The 17,370-nt window shown below is 63.6% G+C and carries 4 protein-coding genes and 3 pseudogenes; 2 read left to right on the top strand and 5 right to left on the bottom strand.

Going from position 1 to position 17,370, the window contains the following annotated elements; genetic code table 11:
• Positions 1-10: 10 nt before the first annotated feature.
• From QIY50_21380 to QIY50_21370, 3 genes are read right to left on the bottom strand one after another with little or no spacing between them, the layout of a single operon-like run.
• Positions 11-280, bottom strand: a complete 270-nt coding sequence (locus QIY50_21380; GenBank protein WGV19839.1) for an MmoB/DmpM family protein — start codon at positions 278-280, stop codon at positions 11-13.
• Positions 277-1,272, bottom strand: a complete 996-nt coding sequence (locus QIY50_21375) for an aromatic/alkene monooxygenase hydroxylase subunit beta (GenBank protein WGV19838.1) — start codon at positions 1,270-1,272, stop codon at positions 277-279. Before QIY50_21375 ends, QIY50_21380 begins: the two co-directional genes overlap by 4 nt.
• Positions 1,273-1,324: 52 nt before the next feature.
• The gene (locus QIY50_21370; protein ID WGV19837.1) at positions 1,325-1,582 is read right to left on the bottom strand and encodes a phenol hydroxylase subunit; all 258 of its coding nucleotides are present in this window, start codon (positions 1,580-1,582) and stop codon (positions 1,325-1,327) included.
• Between the two features lie 373 nt (positions 1,583-1,955).
• Here QIY50_21370 and QIY50_21365 point away from each other — a divergent pair.
• Together QIY50_21365 and catA are read left to right on the top strand one after the other, a co-directional pair.
• Positions 1,956-3,660, top strand: a pseudogene (locus tag QIY50_21365) (sigma-54-dependent Fis family transcriptional regulator).
• 168 nt (positions 3,661-3,828) lie between these two features.
• Positions 3,829-4,728, top strand: a complete 900-nt coding sequence (gene catA, locus QIY50_21360) for a catechol 1,2-dioxygenase (protein WGV19836.1) — start codon at positions 3,829-3,831, stop codon at positions 4,726-4,728.
• Positions 4,729-4,789: 61 nt separating this feature from the next.
• Here catA and QIY50_21355 read toward each other — a convergent pair.
• Together QIY50_21355 and QIY50_21350 are read right to left on the bottom strand one after the other, a co-directional pair.
• A pseudogene (locus QIY50_21355) lies at positions 4,790-5,276 on the bottom strand (isochorismatase family protein).
• Positions 5,277-5,578: 302 nt separating this feature from the next.
• Positions 5,579-17,269, bottom strand: a pseudogene (locus QIY50_21350) (peroxidase family protein).
• Positions 17,270-17,370 lie beyond the last annotated feature (101 nt).

Here is a 17,370-nt window from a genome sequence, read left to right as displayed (position 1 = left end):
GTTGTGCGGATCAGTTCCAGTGCAGGGCGAAGCAGTCTTCGTCTTCCTCGACGTTGCCGCCGAGGGTGATCACGTCGATCAGCATTTCCTGCACGTCCCATTCACGGCCGATTTTTTCTTCCACCGTGTCACGGTGGATTTCCAGGCGCCCTTCGGCCTGCACGCGGATCATCGCCGGCTGGTGCTGTACCTGGGCGTGGGGGTTGTCCTGGGTGATGGCCTCGACGATGTAGCGGGCGCTGTCGTTGTCCTGGAAGGCGATGTAGACGAGGGAAGTCATGCGGCATCTCCACTGAGGCCGAGTTTTTTCAGGCGTGCGCCAAAGGCGCTGTCGCAGGCATCCAACGCATCGCGACCAGGGCCGAGCTCGGCCAGCGGCAGCAGTGCTTGCAAGGCGCGCCCGCGCCATTGGCTGACCCAGCCTTCGATCAGCTGGCGGTTGTACGGGCTTTCGGCGACAGCGGTCTTGACCAGCGCATCGACCCAGCGCTGGCTCTCGGCGAACCACAGGCGCATGAACTCGGTGAGCATGCCCAGCTGCCCTGCCCCGGCGGCCACCAGTTGCGCATCGAAGTGTTCGAACAACAACGGGAACAGCAGGCCGTCGCTGATCAGGTTCTGCGCCAGGCTCAGCTCGAACCAGTCGCGTACTACCAGGCTGTCCTCGACGTAGCGGCGCAGCCCTTGCCAGGCCGGCTCGTCCAGCCAGCGTTGCTTGGCCTCGGCCAGCAGTGCCAGGCCGTCGTCCTCCAGCAGCAGGCCGATGCGTGACAGGTACTGGGCAATGGCCAGGCGGTCCATGGCATGGAACATGTGCATCTGGGTGACGCTGGTACCAAAGGCATCGGCGGCAATGCCGCTGTTGTTCATGTTGGCGCCCAGCTCGGCGTGGCGCAGCGGCAGTAGCAGGCGCGCAACCAAGGCACGGGTTGCGGCCGGCAGGCTGGCCAGCAGCTCGCGCTTTTCGCAGAAGGCAAAGCTGTGCTCGGCGTTTTCCTGCATGCGTGCCCGGGCCTGCACGTAGGTCCCGTAGTAGTACTGGCGCGGGTCGCTGACGGCGTACCAGTCGGCCATTTGCACGGCAGTGCGGCTGGGGTCGTTGAGCAGCTTGTCGGGCTGCCACAGCGGGCGGTAGTGGAAGTTGGTGGCAGCTTCGATATCGAAGCTGGCTTCCTGGTAGCGGCTGGCCGGCTTGTTGCCGAAACGGCGGCGGGTATGGCTGAAGGTCTGGCGGATCGGCTCGACCGTGGCCGTCTTGATCTCGATACTCATGCAAGGCGTCCTGTACTTGTTGTGGGGATGCAACGCGCCGACAAACGGCGCTTCATTCGTCCTCGTCGCGGCTCTCGCCATAGCGCCACTTCTGCATGTCGGCATCGACGGCAGCGGCCATCGCGGCATCCATGTGGCGCACCCGGTTGCTGGCGCAGAAGCTGGCAAAGGCGCTGCGCGGCAAGACCAGCTCGACGAACAGGTCCGGGTAACCGATGGCAAAGTCGAACTCGACAAAGGCCGCATCCGGCTCGCTGCGTACACGAACGTAGCGCGGCATTTGCTCGAAAGGCGTGGTGGCTGAGGTCATGCGCTGGTGCTCCGGTTGGACGTGCCAAGGGCTAGAGCAACGGCTGTGCCAGGCGCTTTTCAATCACTGAAAATCGCGATCAACTCATTGTTTTTATTAGGTTTTAAATTTTCAGGTCGTTACTCAGGCACGGCACTGCGAGCGCGCCGCTGCCTGCCCGTTTGATCATTTGCTCAATCGCACCAGGCACTTCGAGCAAATGACCAAGCTGGCCAGCGATTGACTTTTGCGCGGGTTTCAGGCGGTTTAGAAAAGAGAACGACCCGGGCCTTGCCTGCACACCGCGGTCGTTTCGGCGTGCCCAGTAAACCCGCCTTGCCTGAGCGGGTGTGCGCCGATTCCCCATACAACTACAAGCAAGGGGCGCAAGCGAATGATTACCCAGTACAGGGCGCCGGAACCTGCACCGGCGCTGAAGGACCTTACCGAGCGGGTACGGTTCGAAGGCACCGAAGGCAAGATCTGGCTGGACGAGCAGCGCATGCTGCTGGTGCAGGCCGCGACCATGGCCAGCATGCGCCGCGAGCTGATCGAAATGCTCGGGGTGGAACGGGCCAAGGGCTTTTTCCTGCGCCTGGGCTACCAGTCGGGCCTGAAGGACGCCGAGCTTGCGCGCAAACTGCGGCCCAACGGCAACCCGGTGGAGATGTTCTTCATCGGCCCGCAGCTCCACTCGCTCAAGGGCATGGTCAAGGTGCGCCCGCTGCAGCTGGAAATCGACCTGGACAACGGCCACTTCTACGCCGACATCGAATGGCAGGACTCCTTCGAGGTGGAAAACTGCCAGTCCGAAGCCCTGCATTCCGAGCAGCCGGTGTGCTGGATGCTGCTCGGTTACGCAATCAGCTACAGCTCGTTCTTTCTCGGCCGCCAGGTGCTGTACAAGGAGGTCAGCTGCCGCGGCTGCGGCGGCAGCGAGTGCCGCATAATCGGCAAGCCGGTGGAACAGTGGGAAGATGCCGAGACCTTCCTGCGCTACTTCCAGAGCGACCCGGTGATCGATGAGCTGCAATCACTGCAGGTGCAGGTGGCCAACCTGCGCCAGCGCCTGCAGTACGAGTCGGGGCAGTTCTATGGCATCGGCCAGTCGGCGGTGTACCGGCGCTGCTGCGCGCTTACCGACAAGGTTGCCCCGGGCAAGGCTTCGGTATTGCTGCTGGGTGAAACCGGGGTTGGCAAGGAAGTGATCGCCCGCAGCCTGCACTTGCGCAGCGAGCGCGCCGGCGCGGCGTTCGTGGCGCTGAACTGCGCGACTATCCCGCCCGACCTGATCGAGGCCGAGCTGTTCGGCGTCGAGAAAGGCGCCTACACCGGCGCCCAGCAGGCGCGCATGGGCCGCTTCGAGCGGGCCAACGGCGGCACCCTGTTCCTCGATGAAATCGTCGAGCTCACCCCGCGCGCGCAGGCCAGCCTGTTGCGCGTACTGCAGGAAGGCGAGCTGGAACGGGTGGGTGACAGCCGCACGCGGCCAGTGGATGTGCGGGTGATCGCCGCCACCCACGAAAACCTCGAACAGGCAGTCAAGGACGGGCGTTTCCGCGCCGACCTGTTTTACCGCCTGAACGTGTTCCCGGTGCATATCCCGGCGCTGCGCGAGCGCCGCGAAGACATCCCGCTGCTGATCGAGCACTTCCTCGGCCGCCTGCACCAGAGCTACGGCAAGAAAACCCGTGGCCTCAGCGATCGGGCCTTGCAGGTGTGCCTGCAGTACGACTGGCCGGGCAACATCCGCGAGCTGGAAAACCTCATGGAACGCGGTGTGATTATCACCGACGAGAACCGAGAGCATCAGCCTGGATGCGCTGTTCCCGCATGCGCCACCAGCCACCGACAGCATCGGCCTGGGCAGCGATGGCCGGCTGGTGGCGGCCAGTGCCCAGGCCGCGCCCGGCTGGGTGGCGCAGATTCTCGACAGCGGCACCGGTCTGGATGCCGTCGAGGAAGCGCTGATGCAGGAAGCCATGCAGCGCTGCCGGCAGAACGTCTCGGAAGCCGCGCGCCTGCTCGGCATGACCCGCCCGGCCCTGGCCTATCGGCTGAAGAAGGCACCAGGCGAAAGTGTGACCGACAAGCCTTGAGCATTTGCGCAATGGTGCTGACGCGGATTGATCATATGATCGAACGAGCGTCAGCGCCCAGTTGGCAAAAACCTCGAAAATCCTTTCATAATCAGATACTTGTTAACATGGCATCGCATTTGCCTTGAGCCTTGCACCGCAATAACAACAACGACAGGTGAGGCAACCATGACTGTAGCGATTTCCCATTCCCCCGAAGTACAAGCCTTCTTCGCGAAAGCGGCAGGCGTTGGCAACGAGCAGGGCAACCCACGTCTGAAGCAGATCGTGCTGCGCATACTGCAGGACAGCGCGAGGCTGATCGAGGAACTTGCGATCAGCGACGACGAATTCTGGACCGCGGTCGACTACCTCAACCGCTTGGGCAGCCGCAACGAAGCCGGGCTGCTGATGGCCGGCCTTGGCCTGGAGCACTTCCTCGACCTGCTCAGCGATGCCCGCGACACCCAGGCCGGGCACACCGGCGGCACTCCGCGCACCATCGAAGGCCCGCTGTACGTGGCTGGTGCGCCGCTGTGCGAAGGCGAGGCGCGGCTGGACGACGGCCGCGATCCCGGCCTGCCGATGCTGCTTGAAGGTAGGGTGCTGGATCTGGCCGGCCAGCCGCTGGCCGGGGCTATCGTCGACGTGTGGCACGCCAATACCCAAGGCCTGTATTCCTACTTCGATTCCAGCCAGTCGGCCTTCAACCTGCGTCGCCGTATTGTCACCGACGCCCAGGGCCGCTACCGCGCCCACAGCATCGTCCCCAGCGGCTACGGCTGCCCCGCCGACGGTCCGACCCAGGCCTGCCTGGACCAGTTGGGCCGGCATGGCCAACGTCCGGCGCATATCCACTTCTTCATCAGTGCACCGGGGTACCGGCACCTGACCACGCAGATCAACCTGGCGGGTGACGAGTACCTGTGGGATGACTTTGCCCATGCTACCCGTGAAGGGTTGGTGGGCGAGCTGGAGCGGATCGAGGGCGGTGTGGCGCGGGTGGTGTTCGACTTCTGCCTGCAGCCGGCAGAACATGCGAAAGACCAGCAACGCAGCCAGCGGCCGCGGGCCTTGCAAACGGTTTGAGACTGCCGGGGCCGCCTTGCGGCCCTTTCGCGACGCAAGGCCGCTCCTACAGGCTGCGGTTCTAGCCTTGTGCGGCCAGTTCGGCGAGCACCTCGGCCGAGGTAGTGACCTGGCGGAAGTGATGCTTCCACAGGTCCGATGCCCAGCTTGCCCGACCTGTCGAGCGAAGAACCTACCGTCATGTCGGTGACCAGGGTGGGCATCAGCCCCGCATCGAACAGGGCGAAGCCGGCGGCCAGCACACAGGTTTCGGTCTGCAGCCCACATACCAGCACGCGCTCCACACCCAATTGCCTGATGTAGTCGATGGCCTCGGGGCTCTGCCCGTAGCCATGCTTGACGAACACCTGGTCGGCTTCGACCAGGCTCTCATCCTCGGTCGCCGGATGCCAGCCAAGCTGCCGCTCGAACGGCGTGACCTGCTCATCGTGCAACTCGACCGAGGCAATGGTGGGGATGTTCGCAGACAACCGGCGCAAGCCATCGACCAGCCACTCGGGCGGGCTGAAGGTGGACTGGACATCGACGATGAGCAAAACCTGGCGCATGGGCGGATTCCGGGCATGGGCAAAGGCGCGGAGTATAACGCGCTCCTTTGTGGGAGCGGACAAGCCCGCGAAGCAGGCGACCCCAGCCCGATCACCTGGACCTCGAGCCATGTTCAACCTGTAGGAGCGGCTTTAGCCGCGAACACCGGCGCAGCCGATGCCATCGACCACGCTACATGCTTCGCGGGCACGCCCGCTCCCACAGGGACATCACCAAGCCTGAAGGCGGTGATATCCCTGTGGGAGCGGGCGTGCCCGCGAATGGGCCGCGAAGCGGCCCTTGCAGCGTACCTCCGAGGCCCTCAACCTGCCAGGTTGAAGTCCGCTGCAGTCACTGTGGTCGCATCCGCCACCCCTACCAGGCGGATGGAGTCGGTGGCACCGATGCTGACCAGCGTATCGTCGCCAACATCGGCGATGGTGACGTTGGCAGCAAAGGTGGCTGCGGTGATGTTGAAGGCGGTGATATCCAGCCTGTCCTGGCCGCCGATCGCGTTACTGTCGAAGTTGATGATCAGGTCATTGCCGAAGCCTGCGGCGAACTGGAAGACATCATTGCCATCAGTGGCCATCATGGTGTCATCGCCCGCGCCGCCGTTGACCGTATCATCGCCTGCTGCGCCGTTGAGGAAGTCGTTGCCGCTGCCGCCCGACAGGATGTCGTTGCCATCATCGCCGAACAGCGTGTCATTACCTGCCCCACCATTCAGGATGTCGTCACCGAGACCACCATCCAGGCTGTCGCTGTCGTCACCACCATCCAGGGTATCGTTGCCAATGCCACCCAGCAGTTGGTCATTACCTGCACCACCGGTGAGGGTGTCATTACCTGAGCCACCGGTGATGACGTTGCCCAGGGCATTACCGGTACCGTTGAAGTTGGCGGCACCGAAGTACCTCAAGTTCTCCAGGTTGTTGCCCAGCGTCCAGCTGGTCAACGTGGTGCGTACCAGGTCGGTACCACCTCCGGCCTGTTCCACGATCACGTCCCCGGCATTGTCGACTACATAGCTGTCGTTGCCGGCACCGCCCACCAGTTGGTCGATACCCGCACCACCGTTAAGGAAGTCGTTTCCGGCTCCGCCGACAATGGTATTGGCCAGGCCATTACCTACACCAACGAAGTTGCCGGCGCCGGTAAAGCTCAGGTTCTCCAGGTTAGCGCCCAGAGTGTAACTGGTCAGGCTGGTCTGCACCTGGTCCGTGCCGCCGCCAGCCGCCTCGGTGACGGTGTCACCCACGTTGTCGACGACATAGGTGTCGTTCCCGGCGCCACCCGTCATGGCATCTGCGCCTGTCCCGCCGTTCAGGACATCATTCCCCGAGCCACTGATAATGACGTTGTTCAAGCCGTTACCGGTACCGACGAAGTTGGCGGCGCCGAAGTAGGTCAGGTTTTCCAGGTTGTTGCCCAGCGTCCAGCTGGTCAGGGTCGTACGCACCAGATCGGTACCAGCCCCTGCCTGTTCCACGACCACGTCTCCCGCATTATCGACCACATAGCTGTCGTTGCCGGTACCGCCTACCAACAGGTCGATACCCGCGCCGCCGTTGAGGAAGTCGTTTCCGGCTCCGCCGATGATGGTGTTGGCCAGGCCATTACCTACACCTGTGAAGTTGCCGGTACCGGTAAAGCTCAGATTTTCCAGGGTGGCCGCCAGGGTAAAGCTCGCCAGGCTGGTGCGGACCAGATCGGAACCCCCGCCCAATACCTCTACGACGATGTCTGCAGCGTTGTCGACGACAAAGGTGTCATCACCAGTTCCGCCGATCATGGTGTCCGCACCGAGCCCACCGTTGAGTGTGTCGTTGCCGGCGTTGCCGGTAAGGATGTCATTACCTGAACCACCGGTGATGACGTTGTCCAGGCCGTTACCAGTACCAACGAAGTTGGAGGCACCGAAGTAGGTCAGGTTCTCCAGGTTGTTGCCAAGTGTCCAGCTGGTCAGCGTCGTGCGTACCAGATCGGTACCACCGCCTGCCTGCTCTACTAGCACATCGGCAGCATTGTCGACCACGTAGCTGTCGTCACCGGTACCACCCACCAGCTGGTCGATACCCGCACCACCATTGAGGAAGTCGTTGCCGGCACCACCGACGATGGTATTGGCCAAGGCATTACCCACACCAATGAAGTTACCTGTGCCAGTAAAGGTCAGGTTCTCCAGGTTAGCGCCCAAGGTGTAGCTTGCCAGGCTAGTCTGCACCAAGTCCGAGCCCCCGCCAGCCGCCTCGCTGATAGTGTCGCCCACGTTGTCGACGACGAAGGTGTCGTTGCCAGCGCCGCCCGTCATTGCATCCGTACCAAGCCCACCATCGAGCACGTCGTCGCCGGCACCGCCGTCGAGGGTATCGTTGCCCTCACCACCATCGAGCGTGTCGTTGCCATCACCACCGAACAACTGATCGAACCCGGTCAGGCCGATGAGAGTGTCGTTACCAGCCAGACCAAGCAGCACATCGTCACCCACTGTGCCGGTCAGGGTATCCGCAGCGTTTGTGCCCACCAGCGTCACGCCTGGTACCGCCGGCACTTCCGCCGTCGCTGCAGAGGTCACGGTTTCCTGGGCGCCGAAGCCATCGGTGTAGCGCACCAGCACGCGCAGTTGGAAGTGGCCCTGCGACGGACCTGGGGTGAAGGTAGCGGCAGTCGCACCAACAATGTCGGTGAACGCCGTTCCGTTACCTTGCTGCCACTGGAAGCTGAACGCCCCCAACCCGTCCAGGTCGGCAATGCTGCCGGTAAGTGCAGTCAACGTCTGTCCCTGGGCTGGCGTGGTGTCGCTGATCAGCACGGCACCGGTAGGCGCATCGTTGACGTTGGCCACCGGGTCGAGGATGTCGGAGGCGACGCTTTCATGCACGCCGATGTCATCCACATAGCTCACCACCACCCGCATGTTCTGCCCCACCTGTTCCTGGGTCAGGACAAAGGTGCTGCTGATGGCGCCGGCAATATTGACCCAGCCGAGCCCCCGGTTGGATTGCCACTGGAAGGTGAACTGCGGGTTGCTCAGCCCGTCGGCATCGACGATGGTCGCCGTGTTGGCGGTAAGGGTCTGGTTCTGCACCAGTAGCCCCGTCACGGTCGGCCCGGCGGTCGGTGCGCTGTTCGGCGACGAATCGACGATTTCCAGCGTGCCCTTGGTGTCCTGGTACACCCCACGTACGCGGATGTTCAGGCCCGCTACATCATCGGTCACCCGGTAGGTGCTGCCGATCGCCCGCGAGACCTCGCCGGCGGCGACGAAGGTGATGTCTTCGTACACCCCCGAGCCCGGCAGGCGCTCGACCTGCCAGTAGTAGGCAATCGGGCCGTTGACCGCGCCGCTCGCATTGCTGGCGCTGACGTTGTCGGCATCGTGCACCGCCACGTTGCTCACCCGCAGCAGCTGGCCGCTGACCGATGTGTCGTTACGCAGCCCGGTGACCGCGTCGAGGATCGCCAGGTGGCCCGTCGGGCCGGCGTTCACTGCAGTGCCCACACCGGAGGCCTGGGCGCTGTCGGAGAACTGCAGGCGTTCGATACCGGTCAGGCGGTCGACTCCATCACGCCCGTCCACCAGGTCGGTGACGATCACCGAATTGCCATCGACCACCACGCTATAGTCGGTGGCCACCCCCGAGAACACCGCCGTGTCGTAGCTGTCAGTGCCGTTGAGGATTTCACGGACGATCACCAGCTGGCCCGGGTTGTAGGTGCCATTGAGCATCAGCGGCACCATCGGCTCCATGCTGTCGTAGCTGGCGATTTCCGGGCCGGTGCCATCGCTGTTGGCACGCACGCTGATGCGCACGTTCAGCCACTTGTCACCGTCGAGGATGTCGTCGCCGCCACGGCCTTCGATCAGGTCACTGCCGCTGCCACCAAGGATGATGTTGCCACCGTCGTAGAACGTCGCACCGGCGGCCAGCAGGCTGGACAGGCCATTGATCAGGTTGATGTTGGTCAGCACGCTGCCGTTGGCGCCATTGGTCGGCAAGGTAGCAGAGGTTTCACTGTCACCACGCAGGAAGTCACCATGGGCCGAGCCCGACAAGCCTTCCATGATATCGAAGCGCACCAGCGCAGAGGCGCCCGAGCCCGCGTACCGGCGGCACATCGAAGAAGCGGTCGCTGAAGTCGATGGTAACGCCCTGGGCCAGGCCCTTGAAGGTCGCCCAGTCGTAGCCGGAGCCGCCGATGTAGCGGTCACCGAAGCCCAGGCTGCCGACCATGATGTCGTCGCCGCCTTCACCGTTGAACTTGTCGTTCTCGTTACCACCGATGAACACGTCGTTGCCGATGATCGGGTCGTTGCCGAGCGGGTCGAAGTTGTCGCCAGGGGCACCGTCCGAAGTGCCCTTCTCGATCCAGTCGTCACCTTCGTTGCCCATGTCCTGCTCGTTGGCCTTGCTGCCCAGGATGAAGTCGTTGCCCTGGCCGCCAATGGCTTCGGAGGCGTCCTCACCGGTGACGATGAAGTCATTGCCGAAACCGCCGATAATCAGGTTGACGCCATTACCGCCGTGCAGCACATCGTGGCCGTCGCCGCCCTGGATGTTGTCGTCACCCCCCATGTCGCTGATGATGTCGTCGCCGGCACCACCACGCAGCTGGTCGTTGCCGTCGCCACCCTCGATGCGGTCGTTGCCGCCATCGCCCCAGACTGTATCGTCGCCTTCGCTGGAGACCAGGATGTCGTCACCCTCGGTGCCGCCCAGCACGATGTGCTCGGCACCGGCATAGCGGATGTAATTGGTGTCCGGGCCTGCTGTCAGCGGGCTGTCGCGGAACACCACCTGCTCGCCGTTTTCGCCCAGTGGGTCGAGGTTGCCCAGGCCTTCGTTGAACTGCTTGCTCTGGTCCAGTTCCAGGTAGTAACCAGGGTCGGTGAACACCAGCCCAGGCAGGTGGGTGGCCGAGGAGTTGGCCATGATCAGCTTAGCGAATGAGTTGCTTTCCAGCTCGGCGTTCATCGACAGACCGGCGGTGCGCTCCAGGTAGTAGAAGCGGTCGCCATCCTGCAGTTTCTCCATCTGGTTCTCGAACACGAAGTTGAAGGTGCTGCCGAGCATGCCGCCGAACGGGGTTTTCGCTTCGGCCAGGCCGCCAATCCACAGGTCGATGGCATCGACCCCGGTCACGGTCACTGCCCTCAGGTCATCGGCGGTACCCAGCACGCCATCCCTGCCAGGCAGCGTGACGTTGGCGTAGGCTCCGGTGCTGTTGAGGAAGTCCAGGCGATCGGCCGGCGCACCGTCGCCGCCGAATACCAGGGCCATGGCCGCCGCGCGTTTCTCCAGCAACGTGGTGGCGCCGGTGATGGTGCTGTGGGTGCCGTAGGCGGCGATGAAGTTGATCAGCGACTCCGGATGCTTCAGGTGCTGCACCAGGTCGACCCAGCTGGTGTACGGCTTGAGCTGGGTATCGCCGGTTTGCGCGTAGATGTCGCGGCGCACAGCGTTCAGCGAAGGGATGCCAACATCGCGGCCACGGGCGATGTTGATCGCCGGCAAGTCCAGCGGCAGACCGAGCAGGTTGTTGCGCAGCGCCTCGGTGACGAACTCGTCGATTTCGTTACCGGCCTGGCGGGTGACCCCGCGCACGATGGCGCTGGTGGCATCCTCAGGGGTGACGCCGCTGGCGGCATACGCCAGCGGGTTGAGGAACGCCGCGATCAGGCCCAGTTGCTGGTCCGGGTTGGCGCTGGCCGGGTCCTGGATAACATTGAAATCGACATCGAAGCGGTCGACGGTCTCGGTCAGCATCGAGTGGCCGAAGCGGTACACGGTGTGGGCGAATTCGGCCACGATCGACGCATCGAGGTCGACGTCATACACCTGGGTCGGGGCGAAGAACAAGTCGACCCGCGGCTGCACGGTACGGGCGAACTCCTCGAACACCAGGTGCTGGTACTGCATCTCGGTACCGAACTTGGCGGCCTGGAACAGCCGCTCGCCATTCCACAGCAGTGCGTCGATCTCGGCCTGGTTGGCCGGTAGCGCACTCAGTGGGTTGAGCAGCCACTCGTTGATGAAGGCCAGGTCACCCGAATCGAGCACGGTGTCCATGGTCTGCGCCACCAGCCGGTTGTGCTCGGAGTGGAAGATTGCATGCACGGCAGTCAGGCCGATGTTCTCGTTGACCCGGCCGTCACCGGCGATGTAGTGGGCATCGAGCAGTTCGTTGTCGTAGGCCAGCTTGGCGCCGGTCTGCGGGTTCACCGGCACGGCGTTGCCGGCATCGGTATCGGCATCCGGTACCAGTACCCCACCGCTGAATACCGGTACGGCATTGTGGGCAATGTCGGCGAGGAACTGGTGACCGGTACGTACAGCGTTGGTCAGGTCTATCGGCGCCGCCGGGTTGCCTTCGACCTGCTGGTCGTCGGCCGTGCCGGCAATGCCGTCGGGGCCTTTCATGATCACCATCGGGTAGCCATTCGGCCCTTTGATGAAGTTGCCGTAGGCATCGGTTGCCAGCAGCGGCACGTTGTCGACGTCGGCATCGGTCAGGTTGATGCCGAGCACGTCGCGGGCCTGGGCCTTGACCACCTTCCAGGTTGCCATGCCACCAATTTCAATGTCGTCGGCAGTACCGTATCTGCCATCGGCACCCAGGTCGCGGTTGGTTATCAACTGGCCTGTGGCAACCGGGCCGTCGGTAGTCAGCACATAGCCGCGCAGGAATACCTGGTGCGAGGGGTGCGAGCTGTAGGTCTGGTTCTGGTCTACGAATGGCGTGGTGGTGTTGGTGTGCTCGCGAATGTCGTCCGCGGTGCCAAGCACGCCATCGGCGCCGGGCTGGTTGGTGGCGCGGGTGACCACCATGAAGTTGGTGAAACCGCCCTCCACATACAGCGGGTCATCCGGTTGCAGCGGGATGTAGATGGTACCCGAGCCGCCCTTGGTGACCAGGTCCAGGCCATGGTCGAAGAACTGCCCGAAGAAGGTCATCCAGGCGTTGAACGGTGCTGACAAACCAGCATCGGCGGCGGTGTTCTCGAACAGGTATACGTCGTGGTCGTCGGCGGTGCCGAACTGGCCGTCCATGCCCGGGCTGGCGACAATGCGCACGCCGTCCTTGAGCACGTCGTCATTGCCTGGCGTGCCGAAGTTGAGCACGCCGTCCGCACCGGGGTCATACGCCGTGGCATAGGCCGCCGGGTTGTTCGAGGTCTGGTCGGACAGCAGGTTGCTGATGATGCGCGGCTGCGAATCGAACACCGGGCCGCTGGTCTGTTCGTACGACGAACCCGGAATGGCCGGCGAACCAGGGCCGAAGAAGCCTGCCGGTGCACCTTCGGCCTGGTTGAATACCGGGTCGGTCAGGCGTGGGAAGACGTTGTCGGCAGCACCATACTGGGTGTTGTTGATGCCGTTGATGTTCATCAGGTTGTTGTTGGAGCCATCCACCGCCCGCAGGCCAAGCGGCGCGCGGATGTTGGGCAGCAGCGAGAGGATGTCCACCCCGCTGGCATCGGCCTCGGCGATCTTGATCTGATCGAGAATGAAGTTGAGGTCGGAGCGCACCATGTTCAGCCCGGCGCCACCTGCAGTGGCATCCGCCACCGGCGTGGCAGGCGTCGGTACCACAGGCGCGCCCGGCTGCACCACGGCGGTGGGCTGGGAGAACAGCACCTCGGTGGTGCCATGGGCGTCCTGGTAGATCGCCTTGACCCGTAGCGCCAGCCCGGCCAGGTCCGGCGACACCTTGAAGTTGGTGCCGTCGGCACTCTGGAACGCCAGGTCACCGGCCTGCAGCAGGATTATGTCTTCGAACACACCGCTGCCCGGGTCGGCTTCGAATTGCCAGTAGTACGATACCGAACGGCTGGCCAGCGAGCCCGTCGGGTTACCGGCGCCAATATTGTCGGCATCCAGGATGCCGGCCACATTCACCGTCAGGATGTCGCCGACCGTGATCGCGCCGCCGTTGCCGTCCGTGACGGTCGGGCTGCCAGTGGGCTGCGCGTTCAGCCCTGGCACCAGCACGCGCTGGCCGTCGGAAAACTGCAGGCGTTCGATGTGCAGCAGGGTATCGACACCATCGCGGCCATCCACGTTATCGGTCACGGTCCATACATCATCGGCGGTGTCGAGCGTTACCCTTGGTGTTCTGCGTCACCGTGTATTCGCTCTGCAACCCCGAGAACACCGCCGTGTCGAAGGCCGCGCCCCCGGTCGAGGTGCCGGGCAGGATTTCCCGAACGGCCTTGAGCTGGCCGGGACTGTAAGTGCGGTCGAGCATGAATGGGATCATGTCGACCATACTGTCGAAACTGGCGATTTCAACGCCGGTGTGGTTGACGTCCTCGGGCGCATACACCGCGATACGCACGTTGAGCCACTTGTCACCGTCGATCAGGTCATCGCCGCCACGGCCTTCGATCAAGTCGCTGCCATTGCCACCAAGCATGATGTTGCCAGTGGCAAAGCCGGTGGTCGGCAACCCGGCATCGGCCAGGAACTGCTGCAGGCCACGGATCAGCGCAACGTTGGTCAAGGCACTGCCGGTAGCACCACCGTGGTTGAGGATGGTCACGGCATCGATATTATCGCCCTTGAGTACATCGGCGAAGTTCGAACCGGACACGCCCTCGACTTCGGCAAAGCGATCGAGAATGGAAGCTGGCGAAGCGCCGACCGGCTCGAACACGCCTGTGTTCTGGTTCGGCGTATTGCCATGGGGCTGAGCCTGGGTGGGCAAGGTCAGGTCAACGGTTACACCCACCTGGTCATTCTTATGGGTAATCCAGTCGAAACCAGACATCCCGTCCATGTTGTCCTGGGCGTCACTGCCGACGAAGATGTCGTCGCCGCCCTCACCGATCATCTCGTCGAAGCCGGCCCCGCCGACGAAGATGTCGTTACCGATCACCTCGTCACCCAGCAGTGGGGCAAAGTTGTCGCCGGGCGCACCGTCCTGGGTGCCCTTCTCGATCCAGTCGTCGCCCTCGTTGCCGGTAGGTGGCAGGTTGGTCTTGGCGCCGAGGATGAAGTCGTCGCCCTGGCCGCCGAAGGTGGTGCTGATGTCTTCGGTGGTGATGATGAAGTCCTGGCCATTGCCACCCAGGATCAGGTTGCCACCTGCCAGCATGCTGCCGGCAACGATTACATCGTTGCCGTCGTTACCCTCCAGGCGGTTGTCGCCGAACGAGTCAGTGATGATGTCGTCACCGGCGCCACCCAGCACCGCGTCATTGCCTGCCCCGCCTTCGAGAGTGTCGTTGCCGCCATCACCATAGACGGAATCGTCGCCCTCGCCGGAGATGATGATGTCGTTGCCCGCGGTACCGCCCAGCACCACATGGTCTTCACCGGTGTAGTGCAGGAAGTTGCTGTCGGGGCCCACGGTATCCGGGTTATCGCGAATCACCAGCGGTACGATCTCCACCCCGTTGATCTCGATCCCGCCCGTCGGATCTGCCCGGCCATCGGCGCCCAGCCCGGTGAACTGGTTGGCCTGGTTCACCTCGAGGGTGAAGGTCGGCGTGAGGAACACGGTATTGGACAGGTGAGTCACGTCGGAATTGAGCATGATCAGCTTGGCGAACGAGTTGTTCTCCAGTTCCGTGCCGAAGTTCATGCCCGCCGTGCGCGCCAGGTAGTAGAAGCGGTCGCCGTCCTGCAGGGCCTCCAGCTGGGTTTCGAAGACGAAGTTGAAGCTGGAGCCGAGCATGCCGCCAAACGGCATTTTCTGCTCGGCCAGGCCGCCGACCCAGAAGTCTATGTCATCGACGCCGGTCACCGTTACCCCGCTGATGTCGTCGGCGGTGCCGGCGATGCCGTCCGCCCCGGCCAGCGTCACGTTGGCGTAGGCGCCAGTGCCGTTGAGGAAGTCCAGGCGATCAGCTGGCGCGCCGTCACCGCCGAGCACCAGGGCCACGGCAGCGGCACGTTTTTCGGCTTCGGTGGTGGCCCCGGTGATGGTGCTGTGGGTGCCGTAGGCAGCGATGAAGTTGATCAGCGAGGCCGGGTGCTTGAGGTGGTCGGCAAAGTCGGCCCAGCTGATGTACGGCTTGAGCTGGCTGTCGCCGGTTGCCGCATAGAACTCGCGACGCGCCTCGTTCAGGGTGGGGATGCCGGTATCACGGCCACGGGCAGATGTTCAGCGCCGGCAGGTCGAGCGGCAGGCCGAGCAGGTTGTTGCGCAGCGCCTCGGTGACGAACTCGTCGATTTCGTTGCCCAGTTGGCGAGTAACGCCACGGATGATCGCGCCGGCCGCTTCGTCGGCGGTGGCGCCACTGCCGGCGAAGGCCAGCGGGTTGAGGAAGGCGGCGATCAGGCCGAGCTGCGGGTCACCATCCACCGTGTTGAACGCCGGGTCGAAGCGGTCGACGGTTTCGGTCAGCATCGAGTGGCCGAAGCGGTACACCACATGGGCGAACTCGGCGAGGATGGCGGGATTGATCGAGGTATCGTAGCCGTTCGGCGCGAGGAACGCGTCGACCTGCGGCTGGATGGTACGGGCGAACTCTTCGAACACCAGGTGCTGGTACTGCATTTCGGTACCGAACTTGGCCGCCTGGAACAGCCGCTCGCCATCCCAGACCAGCGCGGCTATTTCGGCGGGCGTGGTGGGGATGGCAGCGACATCATCGATCAGCCACTGGTTGAGGAACGCCAGGTCGCCGGAAGCCAGCAAGGTGTCCTTGGTCTGCTGCACCAGGCGGTTGTGCTCGGAGTGGAACACATGGTGCACGGCGGTCAGGCCGATGTTCTCGTTCACCCGGCCGTCACCGGCGATGTAGTGGGCGTCGAGCAGTTCGTTGTCATAGGTCAGGTTGTTGCCGCCAGGCCCGGTTGGCTGCGCGTTGCCGACGGCCGTATCGGCATCGGCCTGCAGCACGCCGTTCACGATCACCGGCGCGGCGTTGTGGGCGATGTCGTCAAGGAAGCCATGCCCGGTGCTCACGGCATTGGCCAGGCTGATCGGCGCGGCGCGGTTGCCTTCGACCAGCGTGGTGACATCGTCGGCGGTGCCGGCGATGCCGTCGGCGCCGTTGTTCACGCGCATCACCACCTGCGGCATGCCGTTGGGGCCGCGCAGGAAGTTGCCGTAGGGGTCGGTGGCCAGCAGTGGCACGCTGTGCACGTCGGCGTCGGTCAGGTTGATACCGAGCAGGTCGCGGGCCTGAGCCTTGACCACTGCCCAGGTGGCCATGCCACCGCTTTCGCCATTGCCATCGTCGGCGGTGCCGAAGCGGCCATCGGCGCCAAGGTCCCGGTTGGTGATGAGCCGCCCGGTGGCTACCGGGTCACCTGCGGCATTGAGCGTGTATTCACGCAGGAACACCTGGTGCGAGGGGTGCGAGCTATAGGTCTGGCTTTGGTCGACGAACGGCGAGGTGGTGTTGGCCTGGCCATCGTCGGCAGTACCCACCACGCCATCGGCGCCAGCAGTGCGCACGGCGCGCGGCAGCACCATAAAGTTGGTCGGGCTGCCCTCGACGAACAGCGGGTCATCCGGCTGCAGCGGGATGAACACAAAGTCGGTGCTGCTCTTGGTGACCAGGTCCAGGCCGTGGTCGAAGAACTGGCCGAAGAAGGTCATCCAGGCGTTGAAGCCGGCGGTCAGACCGACGTCGGGCGACACGTTGGGGATGAAGAACACTTCGGTGTCGTCAGCAGTGCCGAACACCCCGTCGATACCGGGGCTGATCACCGGGGCAGCACCGCCATTGGCCTCCACCGCAGCCGGGTTGTTCGCCGTCTGGTCGACGATCAGGTTGCTGATGGTGCGCGGTTGCGAATCGGTGACCGTGCCGGTGCCCGCATAATCGCCGCTGAAAGAGGGGCTGAGCAACCGCAGGAACGAGTTGTCGGCGGCACCGAATTCACTCTGCCCGGTCACCAGGTTGTTGTAGCTGCCATCTACGGTGCGCAGGCCGAACGGTACCTGGCTGTTGGGCAGCAGGTCGATCAGGCTGGCACCATCGGCGTGCGCTTCGGCAATGAAAATCTGTTGGAGGATGAATTCAAGGTCCGACTTGCTGAAATTGGCCATTTCAAATTGCCCTCGATCTGTCGGGAGATGACACGGGGCAACAGGGTCCTTCCCGCGCCCAGTCAGTGTTGACGTGCGCAGATATGGTTCTGTGTTCCATC

The organism is Pseudomonas putida (assembly GCA_029953615.1).
Taxonomy (GTDB): Bacteria; Pseudomonadota; Gammaproteobacteria; order Pseudomonadales; family Pseudomonadaceae; genus Aquipseudomonas.
Note: the sequence above shows the minus strand (reverse complement) of the source record. Positions and strands in the feature narration are given on the sequence as shown.

Bases quoted from the DNA above. Each gene is read 5' to 3' on its own strand.
- catA (WGV19836.1), top strand. From the start codon at position 3,829: ATGACTGTAGCGATTTCCCATTCCCCCGAAGTACAAGCCTTCTTCGCG.
- QIY50_21375 (WGV19838.1), bottom strand. From the start codon at position 1,272: ATGAGTATCGAGATCAAGACGGCCACGGTCGAGCCGATCCGCCAGACC.
- QIY50_21380 (WGV19839.1), bottom strand. From the start codon at position 280: ATGACTTCCCTCGTCTACATCGCCTTCCAGGACAACGACAGCGCCCGC.
- QIY50_21370 (WGV19837.1), bottom strand. From the start codon at position 1,582: ATGACCTCAGCCACCACGCCTTTCGAGCAAATGCCGCGCTACGTTCGT.